Below are 16,624 nucleotides of genomic sequence, written 5' to 3'. Positions count from 1 at the left end.
CGGGGAGCAGCGGCAGGACACTGGGGTCCCGGGTAGGCCGGCAGTGCGGGGACAGGGCAGCCGCAGCAGTGTCGTTCGGCTTGTCACGCGGTGCAGGGCACCCGAGGGGTGACGCTCGCCGCCGGCCGACGAAGTTGAGCTGGGCGCAATGCGCCACCGACGACGGATCGCGCAGCCCGGAGGCGGGGGTGCCGCCCGGGACCGGGGCCGCCGAACCCACGCCGCAGGCGGTCGCAGGGCGGGGGTCCGGCCCTGCCGGGGCGGGAGCCGTGGGGTGACGGTGTCGGCAGCCGTGTAGGTCGTACGGGCGCACGGCAAGGAGCGGGTGGGGATGGGACTGCCCCGCGCCGTCCATAGTGGGCAGCCGCATCGTGGGCAGCCGATCGGATATTCGGTTGCTTGTCGGTGAAGTGGTGGGTGCAATGTCCGGCATGGTGACCCCGGTGCGCCCGCCACGGCGAGGCGAGATGAACGTCCACCCCCGTGCCGTGCCGCTTCGCGGGCCCGGCGTGCTGCGGCCGCACTGTCGTGAGGGGAGCGCGAGCGCATGAGTACGACGTCCTCACGACCGGGAGCGGAGCGTACCGACGGGCCGACGGGAGGGTCGGCCGACGGGCCGTCCGTGCTGATCGGTGTGCTCGTCCCGCTGACGCGGCCCGGCTGGACCGAGGCGGGCCGACACCTGCTCGCCGGACTCGAACTGGGCGTGCGGGAAGTCAACGACGCCGGTGGTATCGGCGGCAGGCCGCTCGAACTGGTGGTCCGCGACACCGCAGCCGACCCGGGGAGGGCCGCGGCGGCCGTGGACGAGTTGGCTCGCCTGGGGGTGGCCGCGCTGGCGGGGGAGTACCACAGCGTCGTCGCCCGGGCGGCTGCCGCCAGGGCCGAGGCCGTCGGCCTGCCATACCTCTGCTCGTCGGCGGTACTGGACGCGCTCACCGAACAGCCGACGGAGTGGGTCGCGCGGCTCGCCCCCGCGCAGTCCCACGGCTGGCGGATCTACGCGGACTTCCTCCTGCGGGCGGGGCACCGGCGCATCGCCGTGGCGCCCCAGCCGAGTGTCTACTGGGCGTCCGGGGCCCGCGTCCTGCGGGACCACCTCGCGCCGTACGGCGGCACCGTCACCGAACTCGACATGCGGACGCTCAGCCCCACCGCTCTGTGCGACGAACTCGTCGACAACCGTGCGACGGCCCTGCTCCTGCTGGTCGGCCACCCCGAACCGGCCGTGCCGATCGTCAAGTCCGTGCGCGCCGACGAGCGCCTGGCCGAGGTGCTGATCGGCGCTCCGGCCGGACAGCCGGAGTTCGCCGAGTGGGCGACGGCGCTGGGTGACGACGGCGCCGGGGTTCCGTTCCTGCGTTACCTGCCCGAGCGCCTCGGCCCGCTCGGCACCCGAGTCGCGACGGCCCTGCGCGAGCGGCTGGCCGAGGCGCCCTCCTTCGTCGCCTTCGAGGGCTACGACACGATCGCCGTCCTCGCCGAGGTGTTCCGTTCCCACGGCGTGGACCGGGCGCGCACGGCCGGGTCCTGGCCGGGCGTCGCAGTCGAAGGCACCCGCGGGCACATCCGGTTCACCCGCGTTCCGGACATCAGCGTCTGGCAGTGGGCGTGGGCGCCGGTTCACGTCGTCGACCGGGACCCCGCGCAACCCGATCGGTTTCGGGTTCTGCACACGGGATGAGCTGGTGTTTTGTGGCTTCTTCCCGTACGCGGACTCGTATCGAAGCTCGCGCTGGTACTCGGGCTCGTCCTCGGCTCGTACTCGTGCGTGGACGGGACGTGAGCCATGCGTTGGCGGTGCGGCGGACGTCGGTGTTCCGGCTTCGCGCTACGAAGTGGGGTGTTGGTCCAGCCAGACCGAAAGCTCGCGGGCAGAGCCGAAGACTTCGTCGCGGTTCGTCGAGGTCATCGACTCGCCGGCCGGGACACCCTGGTCGTCCCCCACCTTGAAGCCCTTCTCCATCGTGCTGATCAGCGCGTACGCCTTCGACCAGAACTTGGGCCCGTTCTTCGTGTCGGCGTTCGCCGCCTTCCGCAGGTCACGCGCGGGCTTCATCAGCGCCTTCATCTGCGGCCAGCAGGTACCCGGCTTCTTCTCGACGCAGCCGCCGTCCTCGTCGAACTCCGTCACCGCGTCCTGGAACGCGGTGACCGCCGCCTTCACACCCGGCGCCTTCTCCGCCTTCGCGGTCGGCTTCGAGGTGTCCTCGTCGCCCGAGCCGCCACAGCCGCTCGCCGCCGCCACGGTCGCGGCCAGGACCAGCGCGCCGACCGCCTTTCCCCACATGTCTCTCCCCATGGCGGGAGATCATCGCACGGACGGAACCAGGAACCGAAACCGTCAGGTGGGAGCCGTGGTTTCTGCGATCGTGTGCGTCGTGGACGAACTCGTGGAACGCGTTGACGCCCAGGACCGTGTGCTGGGGGTGGTCAGTCGGTGGAGGGCCGTTCGGGAGGGGTGGCTGCACCGTGTTGCTTCGGTGGTGTGCCGGGATGGAGGGGGCCGCTTTCTCGTCCATCGGCGCGCCGAGCACTTGTCCCGTTTCCCGGGGCACTACGAACTCGGGGTCGGAGGTGCTGCGGGAGTCGGCGAGTCGTACGAGGAGGCCGCTGTCCGCGAGCTCGGTGAGGAGCTGGGCACGGCGGCGACGGTGTGCCTTCGGTTCAGGTTCCTCAACCGGAGCGGGCTCAGCCCGCACTGGCTCGGGGTGTGCGATGCCGTACTTGCGGAGATCCCTGCCCCCGATCCGGATGAGGTGGCCTGGCATGGGTGGCTGACCGAGTCCGAGGTGCAACGTGCCCTGCGGGAGTGGACCTTCACCCCTGACAGCCAGGAGGTCTTCGGTCGGTACCTCGCCTGTGGGGCGTCCGGCCCGGGACGGGCTCCCGACCTCGGCGGGTGAGCCCGGCGGGGCCTCACCGGGGTGCGCGCCTCTCGGCCTCCGCGTACAGGGCGCTCCAAGGCGGTGGCCGCTCTCAGGCCGGCCACGCCCGCTCCCACGATGAGGACTGTGCGCGCACTGCGGTCGCGTCGGCTCATTCCGGGCTCAGCAGGCTGGCCGTGCCGAGGATCGTGTCGAGTTGGAAGCCCACCACCTGTGACAAGGGTCGGGGGCGGGGCCGCAGTATCGTCTCGGTCTTCCGTAGCCACCGGTCGAAGTGCTCGCGCAGCAGCAGCCGTTCGGCCAGCAGGTGCGGAGGGGGCGCGGTTGTGGCGTCGAGCTGAGTGTTCAGGTGGCGCAGCAGCATTCCGGCGGCTCGGAGGGGCAGGAGGAGGTGCAGGTCCTGGTCGCCGGCCTGGGGAGGCTGCCAGCGGGCGAGGCGGGCCACGAGCCGCATGCCCTTCAGCGTGTCCCGCACGGCCGGGAGGAAGGGCGTCGCGCCCGTGACAGCGGCGGTGCGCTCCACCACCCCGGTGAGGAAGCCCGCCGCGGCCAGCAGATGGCGTACCCCTTCGGCGGTCGGCAGCTCGACGGGCTCGGTGCGCCACATCGGTACCTCGGGGTAGAGGCCGAGGCAGCCGTGGTGGGCGGCGTAATGGACGCTGGTGGCCCCGGCGGGCCGCCACTCGGCGATGCCCTCGGCATTTACTGTGCCCGCTGTGTCCTCAGCGCCTGCTGTGCCCGCCGCGCGCTCGGTGCCCGCCGTGTCCTCGGTACGTGCTGTGCCTTTGGTGGCCGCTGTGTTCTCGGGGCCGTCGGAGCCCTCAGTACGGTCCGTGGCGGCTGTCCGCGGTGGGGCAGGTGGCGGCAGGACGAAGACCCCGGGGCCGGGTGAGGGCCAGTCGACGCAGTCGGCGGGCAGACGTGCCACGGGCAGGTCGTGGCGCGCCGCACAGTCGGACAGGAGGGACACCAGGGCCGCCTCGGCGCGCGTGGTCACGTAGAAGCTGCCGCCGCTGTCCGCGTTGTGCAGCGAGACCATGGCGTCGGGGCGCACGGTGTCGACCACCGTCATCAGGGCCCGCGTCTCGGGCAGCGCGACCGGGCCGCCCCGCGCGGCGGGAAAGGCGGCCTCGGGCTGGTCCTCGGCGGCCGGGCGGTAGAAGCCGCGGTGGTACGACTCCAGCGTGGGCGGCCATGTGCGGGCGTACCAGGACTCGTTCAGGAGGGCCCCGTCGGGGTCGCTCGAGGGCAGCACGTACCAGGTGGCGTCCTCGCGTGCCGAGGGATGGGCCAGTACGTGCTCGGCGAGCGCGACGACCGTCGCCTGGCCGACCGGCTCATTGGGGTGCGCTCCGCCGACGATCAGCAGACGGAGCGGGCCATGACCCAGGGTGAGCAGGAGCAGCGGCTCACCGCCGCGCGAGACGCCCGCCGTGGTGATGCGGCATGCGGCGGGGTTCGCGGCGGCCAGGCCACGCAACCGCGCCTTGAGTGCCGGCCAGGTAGGCGGTCGTGACCGTGACACTCCGCCGGAGGATGGTTCTGAGACGTACGCCCGTCGGGCCATGGTGGGTTCTCCAGCTGTGAGGGAGGTGGGTGAAACCGCGTCAGGCATTACGGGGGCGCTCCGCGGGGAGGTCGAGCGCCTTTAGGCCGGCGTCCACGATCTCGTCGGCGGTGGCCGCCTTCCCGCCGCCGCTCAGGCACAGTTCCTCGCAGAGGACGCGCTCGCTGCCGGTGAGCTTGACGGCACACCATCCCGTCGTGGCGGGCGGGTTCCGGCAGGAGATGTTGATGTACGTGGCGGCGGCGACCTTGACGACCACCTGCGGGCCGAAGCCGTCCTCCACCGAGTGCTCGATGACCTGCTGCACGCGATAGCCCCGCCGGTGGAGGGAGTCCGCGATGTGCTGGATCAGACACGCCAGACGGCCACCGGCGCCGTCGGAACGGCCGTCCGGCGTCCGGCATAACTCCTCGGAGGACCGGGGACGGTCATGGTTCATACGGATTTCCTTCTCCTCTGGCTGTACGGCTCTTTCCGTGCGGCTTCGCCTCGTGTGGCTCTGCCTGTGCGGCTTCGCCTCGTGCGGCTCTCCCGCGCGCCTTCGCCCCACGCGGCTTCGCCCGTACCGCGTGACGGAGACCGGCCGTTCCGCACCGCGTGGTCACGCTACGGCCGTGCACGGGGGCGGTGTGACGCGTCTCCGTCTTCCGCGAGGTGATTGTTCTCGACTGGCGCCGCGTGTGGGCACCGTCCGTGAGGGGCGAGCCGTCGAACGCCGAACGGCAGCAAGCGAGTTGGGTGGCCGTCCCGGCCGTGGGTTACCGGTGACGGGCTACCCGGCCGCCGGGCGCCCGGCCGTGCCGTAGGGTTCCGGCCCCCGGGCCGGGGCGCGGCGCGTCCACCGCACGCGGCAGGCCGCGGCGAGGTCGCCGGGGGCGAGCCCCAGCAGGAGCCCGGGGGTGTTCACGGCGGGCGGGTTCCGGTGCAGCCGCGCCAGCATCTGCAGCACGCTCGCCCCGCCCAGGTCGCCCTCGGTGGCCATACAGGTGTACGAGGTCTCCAGCGCCCGCCGCGGCAAGGGAGCCGTACGGCTGAGGGAGCGCAACGGGTCCGGGCCGCCCGGGTGGACGAGGGCGAACTCCGGCAGCGTCCGCCCCGGCCGCAGCCAGGGCAGGGCGGAGAGGCCCGGGTGGTCCGCGACGCGGTGGGCGGACCCCTCGCCACGCGGGGGCGCGGCGTGGCGCGCGTACTGCCAGGTGTCCTCGATCGCCAGGCCCGGCACGGCGAAGGGTTCGCGGGTGACGACGACGGCCGCCGCGCCGTCACCGGCCATGAGCTGGCGGACGAGGGAGGTGGCGGAGACGGCACCGGTGTCGACGGTGTGGAGCGGCTGGTGCACCTCACCCGCGACCACCAGGGCGGGCCTGCCCACGCCGGCCATGTCGGCCGCGACGGCCAGGGCGTGCACGACGCCGCACCCCGCCATACCGGTGAGCGGCACGCGGGCGGTGGTGGCCGGCAGGCCCAGGGTCAGGACGAGGTCACGGTCGAGATGGTGCTGGTCGGTCTCGGTGGGGGAGGGGTCCTGTACGACCACCAGGCCAGCGATGTCCTGGGCGGCCATGTCCGCGCCTTCGAGGGCCCGTCGGCCCGCCTGCTCCATCAGCGCCCGCCGGTCACGGTAGCGCTCCTCGGCCGGATAGGGCTTGGTCGCGCACTCGCTCCGCAGCGGGTGCACGCGTCTGCGGCGCTGCCCGGCGACCGCCTGCGCCGCCGTCCGCAGGTCCGGGTGGTGCGCCGAGCGAGGGTGGAGGGTGCGTAACGCCTCGACGACGTCGTCGGTGGTCATCTCGTGCTCGCCCCGGGCGATGCCGGGCGGGCCTATGAAGGTCTGCACGGGACTCTCCTTGCCGTGGTGCGGTGGGTGTAGGTGTAGGTGCGGGTGGGAACGGGCCGGCCGCGCAGGCGGGCGCGCGGACGCGCCCGAGCCGCCGGGGGCGGCCGCGCGCAGCCCCAGCGTGCCACCAGCGGGGTGGGCCCCGGCGCGGAGGGCGGCCCCTCCCGCCGACGCGGGGTGCACCCGCTGGCCGCCCGGAGGCGCATCCACCCGGCCGCCCGAAGGTGCACCACCCGCCGACATGGCGGCCCACCCACCGGCCCAACGGAGCAGCACCCACCGCCCCCCCAAGGCACCCACCCCCCCGGCAATGTGGGTGTACACGGCACCGGCGACGCGGAAAGGTAGCCGACGCGGAGGGACACCCGCGCGGAGCCCCTCGTGTGCGGCAGCCACGACCACATCCACCCTGACAGCCAGAGCCACACCCACACCCCCGATCAGTCCGCCCCGGCGTCGCCCGGTGACCCGAGCGGTGCCACCGACACCCCTTTGTGGAGGGCCTCTTGCTCCGGAACCGGTACGTTCCGACCACACTCCTGGCCACCGTCCTGATAGCCACCCTCGGCGCGGCCCCCGCCACGGCAGCCCCCGCCACGGCAGCCCCCGCCACGGCAGACCCCGGCCCGCGCACCCCGCCCGCCCCGCCCACCCCACAGGCGACCTCGCCCACCCCACTCACGCCCCGCACCGAGCGGGTCAGCACCGCCGCCGACGGCACCCAGCTCGACGGCCCCTCGTACACCGCAGCGATCAGCGCGGACGGGCGCCGCGTCGCCTTCGTGACGCGCGCGGCCGACCTCGGCTGCGGGGGATACACGTCGTGCCTGAAGGTCAAGGACCTGGCCACCGGCGCCCTCACCGGCATCGACCTCGGCGGCGGTCACCTCTACGGGGCGTCGCTGCTCAGCGCGGACGGCAGCCGGGTTGCGTTCACGGCCAACCAGCGCTTCAACAGCCCCTACCTGCACGACCTGAACACCGGCAGAACCGAACGGCTGTGGCCCGAGGACCCGCCCGGCTTCAACGAGTTGGGCTCCGTCAACTCCCTCAGCCCCGACGGCACGCACGTGGCGTACACCATCGGCAACCGCCGCGGCGACGCCAACTTCCGGCTGCTGTACGTCCGGCACACCGCCACCGGCAGCGACGAACTGATCTCGCCGCCCGAGGAGGGCGAGAAGGGCGGCGCGTCGGTGAGCGGCGACGGCACCCGCGTCGCCTACCAGATCGGCGGCCACAGCGAGGGCTCCGAGGACACGGCGGACGTGTTCCTCAAGGCCTCCGGAGCAGGGCGCGTCCCACTGGACGCCGGGCTCGGCACCGCCGAGCTGGTCCGGATCACCGCCGACGGCCACCGCGTCCTGTTCAACGCGCGCGGCGGCCTGTACGCGTACGACGTGAGCGCCGGTACCACCGAGCGCGTCACCGAGGGCCGCGCCTCGGCGGCCACCGACGACGGCCACCACGCCGTCGTCTCCCGGGCCGACGGCCCGCACCTGGTCGACCTGCGCACCGGCCGTGCCACCGCCGTCGGCCCCGCCGGCGCCCGGGTCACCCCCGGAGGGGTCAGCGCCGACGGAGGCGCGGTGGTGTTCGGTTCCACGGCGCCCGACCTCGTACCCGGCGACACCAACGGCCAGGAAGACGTCTTCCTGCGCCACACCCGGTAGACCGCACCCCCGCTGCGGAGGCACGCCTTCCGGTGGCGTCTACCCCAAATGGCGTACAGTAAACGGGAGTTACGCCGTCATTTTGATTGACCCTGCATGGACATGATGCGTAGCATCGCGCCGCTGTTGTTGTCTGAGAGGAGTTCAAAGATGACACAAACCGACACCGTGGAAGCGCCCACGTACGAGTCGCTGGTCGAGGACGCTCTGCGCGAGCTCTCCGAGGCCGAGTCGGCCGAGGTGCTCGTTCCGGTCGGCAGTGGTGACGAGGGTCCGCTGATGGCGTGGTTCGTCGCCACCTGATGGTTCGAGCCTGACGGCTCGCGCCTCATGGGCGCCGCCTCATGGGCGCCACCTGATGGTTCGCGCCTGACGGGCGCCACCTGAGGGTCCGGGTCTGATGGTTCGCGCCTGACGGGCGCCACCTGAGGGTCCGTGCCTGACGGTTCGCGCCTGACGGTGCCCACTTGAGGCCCGTGCCTGACGGTTCCGCACGACCCTCGGGGGGTTCCGGCCGCATCGGTCATCGCGGCCGGAGCCCCCTCCCGGGGACGCCCCTCGACCCGACCCGAAGCCACAGGGAGCACGTCTTGACCGTTGTGCAGTCCAGCCGCGACGTACGGGACGGAGTCGACGCACTCCTCGACCGGTACGCCGGCCTCTCCGAGCGCGATCACTGCGTCGTCGTCTTCACCCCGGACAGCCGGGAGGCAGCCGCCTGGCTGGTCGCCGGACTGAAGCAACGACGGCTCAGCGCGCGGCTCATCGGCATGCGGCCCCTCGTGGACCACGGGTTCGCCGCCCGTCTGAACGCCGCCGTGCCGGACCCCGGGACGTTCGACGGCCGGCTCGTCATCTTCACGCTCGAACGGGACACGATGTCCCACTTCGCCCAACTCCAGCACGTGCTGCGGCAGTTCGGAGACGACCGGTGCATGGTGGTCCGCGTCATCAGCGCGTCGCGCGAGTTCTTCGAGCTGGCGCTCAACCTCGGCCCGGACGAACTCAGCGCCCGCAACGCGGCGCTGCTGACCCGGCTGACCGGGGCGCGCAGCGTCAGGGTCCGCAGCCGGGGCGGCACCGACCTGCGGATCCGGCTCGACAACGAGCGGTACGACTGGATCAGCAACCGCGGGGTGTGGCGCCCGGGCGGCTTCACCATCCTCCCGGCGGGGGAGATCGCCACGTACCCGGCCGCGATCGACGGCCGCCTGGTGGCGGACGGGGCGCTCAACTGCAACGTCATCACCCGTATCGACACCCGGCTTGCGGCCCGCCCGCTGACGGTCGACATCGCGGACGGCCGCGCCACGGGCTTCACCGGCGGCGACGACGACGTCCGCGAGCTGGTGGAGCTGTGCTTCAAGCAGCCGCACGGCACCCGGGTGGGGGAGCTGGGCTTCGGCACGAACACCGGCATCGACCGGTTCATCCCGGCCAACTCGCACCTCAACGAACGCCGCGTCGGCGTGCACATCGGCTTCGGACAGCACAACCAGGACCGTGCCGTGGTCGGCTACGAGGAGAAGGTGCACCTCGATCTGATCACGGACGGCGCGGAACTCTGGATCGACGACGACCCCGAACCCGTCGACCTGGCGAACCTCCAGCCCAACGGGGAGGAACACCCCACACTCGTGCGGGACGAGGACATCACGGGCGACTGCTGCGGATTCGGCTACGGAGAGCTGACGGACCCCGCGGCTGCGACTCCCGCGGCTGCGAGCGCGAACGACTGAACATGCCCAACCTGAGAACCGCGGTGGCGGGCCGACTGGCCGGCAGCGCCATGGAACTGCGCGACTTCCGCTACCTCTGGGCCGGGCAGGCGGTCAGCGCCGTCGGCGACCAGCTCTTCAACGTCGCCGTGTCCCTGCGGGTGATCGAGAGCGGCGGCGACGCCGGTGACGTCGGCCTCGTGATCGGCGCCCGGATGCTCGCCACGGTCCTGTTCGCACTCGTCGGCGGCGCCTGGGCGGACCGCGTGCCCCGGCGCTGGGCGATGATCCTCGCCGACGCGTTCCGGCTGGCCGCCATCACCGTGGTGGTGCTCGGCGCGTTCGACTCCACCACGCTCGCGCTCGCCGTGCTGACCTTCCTGGTGGGCAGCGGCGAGGCGTTCTTCCGTCCCGCGTACGGCGGCCTGGTGCCCTCCCTCGTCCCCGAGGACCGGCTGCTCAGCGCCAACGTCTGGCGGGGCAGCATGGAGAGCGCGGCCGCCGTGGTGGGCCCGGCGCTCGGCGGCGTCCTGGTGGCCACCGCGGACACCCGCACGGCCTTCGCGGTCAACGCGGCGACCTTCGCGGTGAGCCTGCTGTGCGTCCTCGCCGTCACCGAACCACCCATGGACCGGGCGGGGAAACGCTCCTCCATCGCCCAGGAGATCCGGGAGGGGCTGGCCGCGGTGCGCCGCGTGCGCTGGGTGGCGGCCCTCCTCACCATGACCGCGGTGCAGACTATGCTGGTGGTCGCGGCCCACATGGTCCTCCTGCCGGTCATCACCCAGGAGGAGTTCTCCGGACCCTCGACCTACGGCCTGGTCATCGCCATGTTCAGCCTCAGCGGCTTCGTCGGCACGATCGTCGTCGGGCGCATCCGGCTGAAGCGGCCCGGGACGAGCGCGATGGTGTTCAACGCGCTCTTCACCGTCGTGCCGCTCGTGCTGCTCACCCCGTTCTCCCTGTGGTGGGTGGTCGCCGGATACATGCTCGCGGGGTTCGCGATGATGCCCTTCAACACGCTCCTGCACACCGCGCTGCAACGCCAGTTCCCCCCGTCGATCCTCGGCCGGGTCAGCTCCGTCGACTGGCTGTGCAGCCTCGCCCTGCTCCCCCTCGGCCTGGCCGTCATCGGTCCGCTCGCGGACACGGTGGGCCGTACGACCGTCCTCGTCGTCGCCGCGGTCGTCCAGCTCGGCGCCGCACTGCTGGTCCTGGCAGTGCCCGGGGTGCGCGATTTCCATCAGGAAGAACAGCCGGTTCCCGAAGACGCGGAGGTATGAGATGGCAGTGGAGAAGCTCCTCGACGACCCCTCGAAGCTGAAGTCCATCCGGGACACCGAGCCGTACGTCAGCCGGGACATGGGCGAGCTGGACCAGGTGTTCTCGACCGACCTCGCACAGCGGCTCCTCTTCGAGCGGGGGCTGCGGACGCCCTACATCAGACTGTGGCGGCACGGTCAGGACATCGGGGTCCGCAAGGCCGCCAAACCCGGGGACGACGGGAGCGACGAGCGCCGGGTGCTGTCCGGACTCGCCGACCCGGCGTACGTCGTGTCCCAGATGCGGCAGGGCGCGACGCTCGTCTTCCAGGCGATGTCCACCTACTGCCCCGAGGTGGAGGCCTTCTGCGCCGAGCTGTCCGAGGACATCGGGGTCCCCGTCGCGGCCAACGCCTTCCTGACCCCGCCGCACTCCAAGGGCGCCGAGGCGCACTACGACCTGGCCAGCATCTTCCTGCGCCAGCTCGCAGGATCCAAGACCTGGCGGCTGCACGAACCGCCGAAGCAGTGGCCGGTCAAGCGCTCCAAGCCGGGCGTCACCCCGCCCACCCCGCAGTGCCTCGAAGTCACCCTCCACGCCGGCGACTGCCTGTACCTGCCGCGCGGCTTCTACCACGAGGGCACCACGGCGGAGGAGGGCTCCGTCCACATCGCCTTCTCCGACGGGGTGGAGGACAACTGGACCCAGATCCTCCACGACGCCCTGGAACTCGTCGCCGAGCGGAGCGTCGCCCTGCGCGGCCGGCTGCCCAGCACGGCCGAGGCGCTGAGCGGCGCGTCGAAGGAGATGTGGAAGGAGGTCAGGGAGGACCTCTTCCGCACCCTGGAGGACCTGGGCGACGAGGTGATCTCCGCCCTGGTGGTACGCCGCCTCCAGGCTCGCGAGCAGCAGCTCAAGAAGGCCGAGACGGCCTCCCTCGGCCAGATCCTGGCGGTGGAGTCCCCCGCGGGTGACGCCTGATGGGTGCCGGACGGGACGAGGTGGTGCGGGTCGGCATCACCCCGGCCGGCACCATGAGCCTGGTCCGCAGCCACCACCGGGACGTCCTCGGCCGCCTGGCACCGGTCCTCCCGCCCGGGCCCGGACCGGCCTGTTCGCACCCCGGCCTGGTCTGGGCCGCCACCCGGACGCCCACCGGCGGCGGTACGGCTCCCGCGGGCGTCGCGGAGCTGGCCCGCTCGCTGACGGGCGCGGGCTCGATGCCTCCGCTCGAACACCTCACGCCCGGCGGCACGTCGCCCGTACCGGAGTGGTGCCGGTGGGGCGCGGACCAGCTCCTCGCCGACATCCGCCGCACCAGCGGCGCGGGCGACGCCGACTTCGGCGCACCGGACCCGACACAGGGGATCGCGCACCTGGAAGCCGCCCGCGACACCCTGCGGACGGTGTGGCCGGAAGCCGCCCTGGAGTCGGACCTGCTGGTCCGCGTCATCGTGTACGTCCAGGGCGGCGCCTTCCGCTCGGCCACGCTCCGCCAGACCTTCGGCGCGGTGTACCTCGGCACGTCCAGCGTCGCGAGCATCCCGGCCGCCTTCGAGGCGCTCCTGCACGAGACCGGGCACCACGCCCTGTACCTGCGGAACTTCTTCGCCCCGTTCGTCACCAACGGCGACGTCCTGATCAGCCACCCGCTCCGCCCCGACCCGCGGCCGGTCAGCGGGGCCGTCCACGCCGCGCACGTCCTGGCGCGCATGGCGTACGGGCTGACCCGCTGGGCCGCGGCGGAACCGGCGGCCCCGCCCGAGGTCACCGCACGGCGCGACGACGCGCTGCACCGCCTGCGGGGCACCATCGAGGCCCTGGAACCGGCCGCCGAGTGGACGGACGAGGGCCGCCGGTACTTCGACGACCTCCTGCGCTGGGAGAAGGAACTGACCGCCGCCCAGCGGAGCTGACGTACCGTCAGGCAGCCGGACGCCCGGAGGTACTAGGAACGCGTCGCCGTCGCGCAGTCGTCGCCCCGGGACGCCGTACCGCCGCTCCGGTCGACCGGCTCGCTGCGGTCGTACGGGTCCACCCGGCGGGCGGCGTCGGCGCGCTGCTCACCGGCCGTGCCGAAGGGCGGCTCGAAGAAGCCGGTGGGGCCGGAGCAGCCGCCGTTGGTCATGTCGAGCGCGTACGAGACGAGGGACGCCGTGCCCGGCTCGGTGACGACCTTCGCCGGGTCGTCCCAGCTCATCACCACCTCGCGGCGCACGACCGTGCGGACCACCTCGGCGTCCCGGCCGCCGTCGCCGGCCGCCGGGGTGAGCGGGTACACGAAGGTCACGTCCGCCGTCACCTCGACCGCTCCCCGCTTCCCCTCCCGGTACGTGAGCCGCCCCCGGGTCCTGACGACGTCCCCGGCCGGCCGGGCCCGCTCCGGCCGGAAGCGGCTGAACAGCAGCAGCGGATCGTTCTCGGCGGTGGGCGCCTTCGACGACAGGGCGGCGCGCAGGTACCGCTGGACGTCCTTCTGGTGCGGGTTCAGCAGAGCGATCGCCCGCGCGGGACGCTCACCGCGCAGCACACGCGTGTCGAGCCCCGAGGCCACCATGAACTGCTTGCTGCGCCGCAGCGCCCGCTCGACCTGGGCGGCGTCCATCCACCCGGTCGCTTTCGCCTTCGGCACCGTGATCCCGGCCGCCCCGTCGGCCCAGCGGGCGGCGGGCGAGCCGCGGAACGGCTCGGCCAGGGTGGGGCGCAGCGCCGGCTCCGCCGCGGGGGCCTCCCGGGGCCGCTCCGTCTCGGCGGCCACCGTCCCCCCGGCCCGCCCGCCGTCGCCGTCACCGCCGCCGAACCAGCCGACGACCTCCTGCGGGAACAGCGCCACGGCCAGGAGCGCCACCGCCGCGACCGACCCGGCCGCATACCAGCCCGTCCTGCGCCGGCGCGGGGCCGGGGTGTACGTGCGCCAGCCCTCCGGCTGCCCCGGGCTCTCGCGCAGCCGCCGCTGCACGGCGCGGGCGCGCGCGGACGGCTCCACGGGGGCGTCCGCCGCGCCCGTCACCGACTCGCGGAGGAACCGCTCCCACTCCTCGTCGGACACGGACGCCTCGTCCTGCCCCCCACCCTTGGCCACACCGCACTCCTGTTTCCGCTCGATGCCCGATGGCTCGCACCGGCCGGTCAACCGAACAACCGTGCCGGTCCATCGAAAGCACCCGCATGATCGCACGGAGCGACGGCGGGCTGCCCACCGGCTTCGGCCCGGTGCCCTGCGTCCCCAGCCGCGCTACCCCCTGCGGGCGCGCGCCGTCGAGCGGAGCACCTCGTCCACCAGCTCCTCCATGTGCTCTCGCACGGCCTTGCCGGGCTGCGTGGTGACGGCGACGTGGACGGCGCGGCCGTCCTCGGTGACACCACCGCGGGTCTCGTACCCGGTCATACTGCCGCCGTGCCCCCAGAAGACCTGGCCGCCGTGGGAGAGCGGGGTGCCGACCAGGCCGAGGCCGTAGCGCGCGCCGTCGGCGAAGGGGCGGCCGGCGCGGACCGTGGTGCGCATCTGGTCGAGCTGCGGCCCCGGCAGGAGACGGCCGCGCAGCAGCGCGGAGTAGAAGCGGTTGAGGTCGGAGTTGGTGGACACGAGCTGCCCCGCCGCCCAGGCCCAGGAGGGGTCCCACTCGGTGGCGTCGACGACGGGCGCGCCCGCGGACGCCTGGTGGTAGCCCCTGGGGTGGCGCTCGCGCGGGCGCAGCTCGCCGGGGGCGGGGAAGTAGGTGTGGCGCAGCCCGGCGCGCCGGACGACGCGCCGGTCGATCTCCACGGCGAGGGGGCGTCCGGTGACCCTCTGCACGAGGAGCCCGGCGACGAGGTAGTTGGTGTTGCTGTACGCCCAGCCCTCGCCGGGCGCGAAGTCGGCCTGGTGCCGCAGGGCGAGGTCGAGGAGGTCGCGGGGCTCGTAGTAGCGGATGTCGTCGCCCAAGTGGCCGACGTAGTCCGGCAGTCCACTGGTGTGCTGGAGGAGCTGGCGGACCGTGACGCGGCCGCCGTCGACGCCGTCGCCGTGGACGGGACCCGGCAGATACGTGTCGACGCGGCCGTCGAGCCGCACGCTGCCCTCGGCGACGAGCTGGAGCACGACCACGGCCGTGAACGCCTTGGTGTTGCTGCCGACGCGGACCTGGCCGTCGCGGGGCACCCTGGCGCCGGTGGCGATGTCGCCGAGCCCCGCGGTGTACGAACGGGTGTGCCCCTTGCCGTCCGTGACGCTCGCCAGGGCGGCGGGCACCCCGTCGGAGCGCACGAGCGCGTCCAGGCCCTGCTGCACGACCTGCGCCGCGCCGTGCCGGGCGGGGGAGGGGGACGGTGCGGGAGGTGCCGCGGCGGGCGCCGCCGCGGCGGGCGGAACCGCGGCCCCCGCCGCGAGCACGCCCATGGCCACGGCGAGCGTTCCCGTCACCACCTCGCGCCGGCCCTTGTCCCGCTGTCCGGACGGACGGCACCGCTGCTCTGTCTGTTCGCGCACGCGCCAACTCCTCTGTTCCGAGCGGCCGTTCGGCAAGCCCCGGGGGCCGCTGGATCCCTGTGGCGCGGGCGGAGTCCCGTGCCGGTCCCAGCATGGGCACGGAGACCGCCCCCGGCGATCCGGCTACCCGCACGGTGCCTGCTGGGGCTGTCCCCCCGACGTCCGTACCGCCGAACCCCCGAGCGCCCGCCGCGGGGAGCCCCGTGGCACGCATGGCCTTCCATCGGCCCGCCCGGCGGCCCGCGAGCGCGCCACGACGCCCGGCAGAACCCGCGCCCGTGCGGGATCTCGCGAGCGGATCCCGTGTAAGCAGGAGGACGGCAGGGGGACGGACGGACAAGACGGACGCGCGACCGCGGCCCGCACCGAGGGGGACGGCATGGACCGGCTCACGGATCTGCTGATGACCGAGCGGCGCGGCGCGGACCCCCGCACCGCCGGGACCGGTGCCGCGCCCGGACCCGCGCGGCGGCGGCCCGCCCAGGGCGCCGCCCACGCCACCGGCAGGGAGGAGGCGTGGTGCGAGGTGGCCGCCGCGCTCGCCGCCGGTGAGAGCAAGCGGGCACGCGCGCTCCTGGAGGGCCCGCTCGCCTCCGACGACCTGCCGTACGACCACCGCACCCTGGCCCGCTCGCTCCGCGCCGCCGCCGTGCACGTCGAGCACAACTGGACCCCGGTCGCGGGCACGGCGTTCCTCCCGGCCGGGACGTCCGCCGCGCTGGCCTCCGCGACGGCGGGCCTGGAAGCGGCCGTCGCGGCCGTCGGTGACGAACGGCTGCGCCGCTGCGCCGAGCTGGCCGGCTCGGTCCTCCCCGCCGTGCTCGGCGCCCGGGTGATGCTGGGTCACCTCGCGCGGACGCTCACCGCACAACAGGAGGCCCGGACGCACGGGGCGGACGAGCCGTGGGTGCACGCCGACCTGGGCCCCGACGCCGCGCTCGTCCTGCGGTCCTTCGACGCCACCGGCGGGAACGCGGCCCCACCCGCCTACCGCGCGTTCCTCGCGGCGGACCTGCGCGACGCCGCCGCCGAGCAGGGCCGCGCCCGGGCGCTGCTCGCGACGGCCCGGCAGCGCGCCGCCGACGACACCGCCGCGGGCGGCCCGGCGTACGACGGCCACGCCGAACTCCTCACCGGACAGTGGCTCCTGGGAGCACCGGACGCGGCACATCGCGCCCTGGCGGCCCCCGGCGGACCGGCCGCCGACCCG

The 16,624-nt window shown here is 73.7% G+C and carries 15 protein-coding genes; 9 read left to right on the top strand and 6 right to left on the bottom strand.

Translation table 11 applies throughout. The features are described 5' to 3' along the window. Positions 1–547: 547 nt before the first annotated feature. A complete protein-coding gene (locus tag IE330_RS05465) occupies positions 548–1,684 on the top strand; it encodes an ABC transporter substrate-binding protein (RefSeq protein WP_190134709.1) in 1,137 nt (378 codons plus the stop codon). A 147-nt stretch (positions 1,685–1,831) separates the two neighbouring features. Here IE330_RS05465 and IE330_RS05460 read toward each other — a convergent pair whose 3' ends face one another. Further along, positions 1,832–2,302, bottom strand: coding sequence for a hypothetical protein (locus tag IE330_RS05460; RefSeq protein ID WP_190134708.1), 471 nt, complete (start codon positions 2,300–2,302; stop codon positions 1,832–1,834). Between the two features lie 79 nt (positions 2,303–2,381). On the opposite strand from IE330_RS05460, the gene IE330_RS05455 reads away from it, so the two are divergent. Next, a complete protein-coding gene (locus IE330_RS05455) occupies positions 2,382–2,906 on the top strand; it encodes an NUDIX domain-containing protein (protein WP_229925399.1) in 525 nt (174 codons plus the stop codon). A gap of 133 nt (positions 2,907–3,039) precedes the next feature. On the opposite strand, the gene IE330_RS05450 is transcribed toward IE330_RS05455, so the two are convergent. From IE330_RS05450 to IE330_RS05440, 3 genes are all read right to left on the bottom strand, one after another. Continuing rightward, a complete protein-coding gene (locus tag IE330_RS05450; RefSeq protein ID WP_190134706.1) occupies positions 3,040–4,368 on the bottom strand; it encodes a M14 family zinc carboxypeptidase in 1,329 nt (442 codons plus the stop codon). A gap of 127 nt (positions 4,369–4,495) precedes the next feature. After that, a complete protein-coding gene (locus tag IE330_RS05445; protein WP_190134705.1) occupies positions 4,496–4,894 on the bottom strand; it encodes a hypothetical protein in 399 nt (132 codons plus the stop codon). A 333-nt stretch (positions 4,895–5,227) separates the two neighbouring features. Further along, positions 5,228–6,292 (bottom strand): beta-ketoacyl-[acyl-carrier-protein] synthase family protein, encoded by a 1,065-nt coding sequence (locus IE330_RS05440; RefSeq protein WP_190134704.1) that lies wholly within the window; start codon positions 6,290–6,292, stop codon positions 5,228–5,230. A 506-nt stretch (positions 6,293–6,798) separates the two neighbouring features. On the opposite strand from IE330_RS05440, the gene IE330_RS05435 reads away from it, so the two are divergent. The 6 genes from IE330_RS05435 (at position 6,799) to IE330_RS05410 (ending at position 12,862) form a co-directional block, all read left to right on the top strand. Further along, a complete protein-coding gene (locus IE330_RS05435; RefSeq protein WP_190134703.1) occupies positions 6,799–7,965 on the top strand; it encodes a TolB family protein in 1,167 nt (388 codons plus the stop codon). 150 nt (positions 7,966–8,115) lie between these two features. Beyond that, a complete protein-coding gene (locus tag IE330_RS05430) occupies positions 8,116–8,268 on the top strand; it encodes a hypothetical protein (RefSeq protein WP_190134702.1) in 153 nt (50 codons plus the stop codon). Between the two features lie 296 nt (positions 8,269–8,564). Further along, positions 8,565–9,704 (top strand): 2,5-dihydroxypyridine 5,6-dioxygenase NicX family protein, encoded by a 1,140-nt coding sequence (locus IE330_RS05425; RefSeq protein WP_506005375.1) that lies wholly within the window; start codon positions 8,565–8,567, stop codon positions 9,702–9,704. 2 nt (positions 9,705–9,706) lie between these two features. Further along, complete coding sequence (locus tag IE330_RS05420; protein WP_190134700.1) at positions 9,707–10,966, top strand: MFS transporter; 1,260 nt, start codon at positions 9,707–9,709, stop codon at positions 10,964–10,966. 1 nt (position 10,967) lies between these two features. Continuing rightward, positions 10,968–11,927 carry a JmjC domain-containing protein gene (locus tag IE330_RS39600; RefSeq protein WP_190134699.1) on the top strand — a complete coding sequence of 320 codons (960 nt, stop codon included), beginning with the start codon at positions 10,968–10,970 and terminating at the stop codon, positions 11,925–11,927. Continuing rightward, the gene (locus tag IE330_RS05410) at positions 11,927–12,862 is read left to right on the top strand and encodes an aKG-HExxH-type peptide beta-hydroxylase (protein ID WP_190134698.1); all 936 of its coding nucleotides are present in this window, start codon (positions 11,927–11,929) and stop codon (positions 12,860–12,862) included. The genes IE330_RS39600 and IE330_RS05410 overlap by 1 nt, the downstream gene beginning before the upstream one ends. Positions 12,863–12,894: 32 nt before the next feature. Here the strand turns inward: IE330_RS05410 and IE330_RS05405 are convergent, their stop codons facing one another. Together IE330_RS05405 and IE330_RS05400 are read right to left on the bottom strand one after the other, a co-directional pair. Beyond that, positions 12,895–14,028, bottom strand: coding sequence for a hypothetical protein (locus IE330_RS05405; protein WP_229925398.1), 1,134 nt, complete (start codon positions 14,026–14,028; stop codon positions 12,895–12,897). A 153-nt stretch (positions 14,029–14,181) separates the two neighbouring features. Then, positions 14,182–15,414, bottom strand: coding sequence for a serine hydrolase domain-containing protein (locus tag IE330_RS05400; protein ID WP_373314573.1), 1,233 nt, complete (start codon positions 15,412–15,414; stop codon positions 14,182–14,184). A 379-nt stretch (positions 15,415–15,793) separates the two neighbouring features. Between IE330_RS05400 and IE330_RS05395 the strand changes: the two genes are divergently transcribed. Then, the coding region (locus IE330_RS05395) for a hypothetical protein (RefSeq protein WP_229925397.1) at positions 15,794–16,624 on the top strand (831 nt) is incomplete at its 3' end.

The organism is Streptomyces longispororuber (assembly GCF_014656095.1).
GTDB lineage: Bacteria > Actinomycetota > Actinomycetes > Streptomycetales > Streptomycetaceae > Streptomyces > Streptomyces longispororuber.
This window is presented reverse-complemented; position numbering and strand designations above follow the sequence as displayed.

What these genes read in the sequence shown, in the direction of transcription:
- IE330_RS05465 (WP_190134709.1), top strand. Translation starts at nt 548, where the DNA reads ATGAGTACGACGTCCTCACGACCGGGAGCGGAGCGTACCGACGGGCCG.
- IE330_RS05460 (WP_190134708.1), bottom strand. Translation starts at nt 2,302, where the DNA reads ATGGGGAGAGACATGTGGGGAAAGGCGGTCGGCGCGCTGGTCCTGGCC.
- IE330_RS05445 (WP_190134705.1), bottom strand. Translation starts at nt 4,894, where the DNA reads ATGAACCATGACCGTCCCCGGTCCTCCGAGGAGTTATGCCGGACGCCG.
- IE330_RS05430 (WP_190134702.1), top strand. Translation starts at nt 8,116, where the DNA reads ATGACACAAACCGACACCGTGGAAGCGCCCACGTACGAGTCGCTGGTC.
- IE330_RS05420 (WP_190134700.1), top strand. Translation starts at nt 9,707, where the DNA reads ATGCCCAACCTGAGAACCGCGGTGGCGGGCCGACTGGCCGGCAGCGCC.
- IE330_RS39600 (WP_190134699.1), top strand. Translation starts at nt 10,968, where the DNA reads ATGGCAGTGGAGAAGCTCCTCGACGACCCCTCGAAGCTGAAGTCCATC.
- IE330_RS05410 (WP_190134698.1), top strand. Translation starts at nt 11,927, where the DNA reads ATGGGTGCCGGACGGGACGAGGTGGTGCGGGTCGGCATCACCCCGGCC.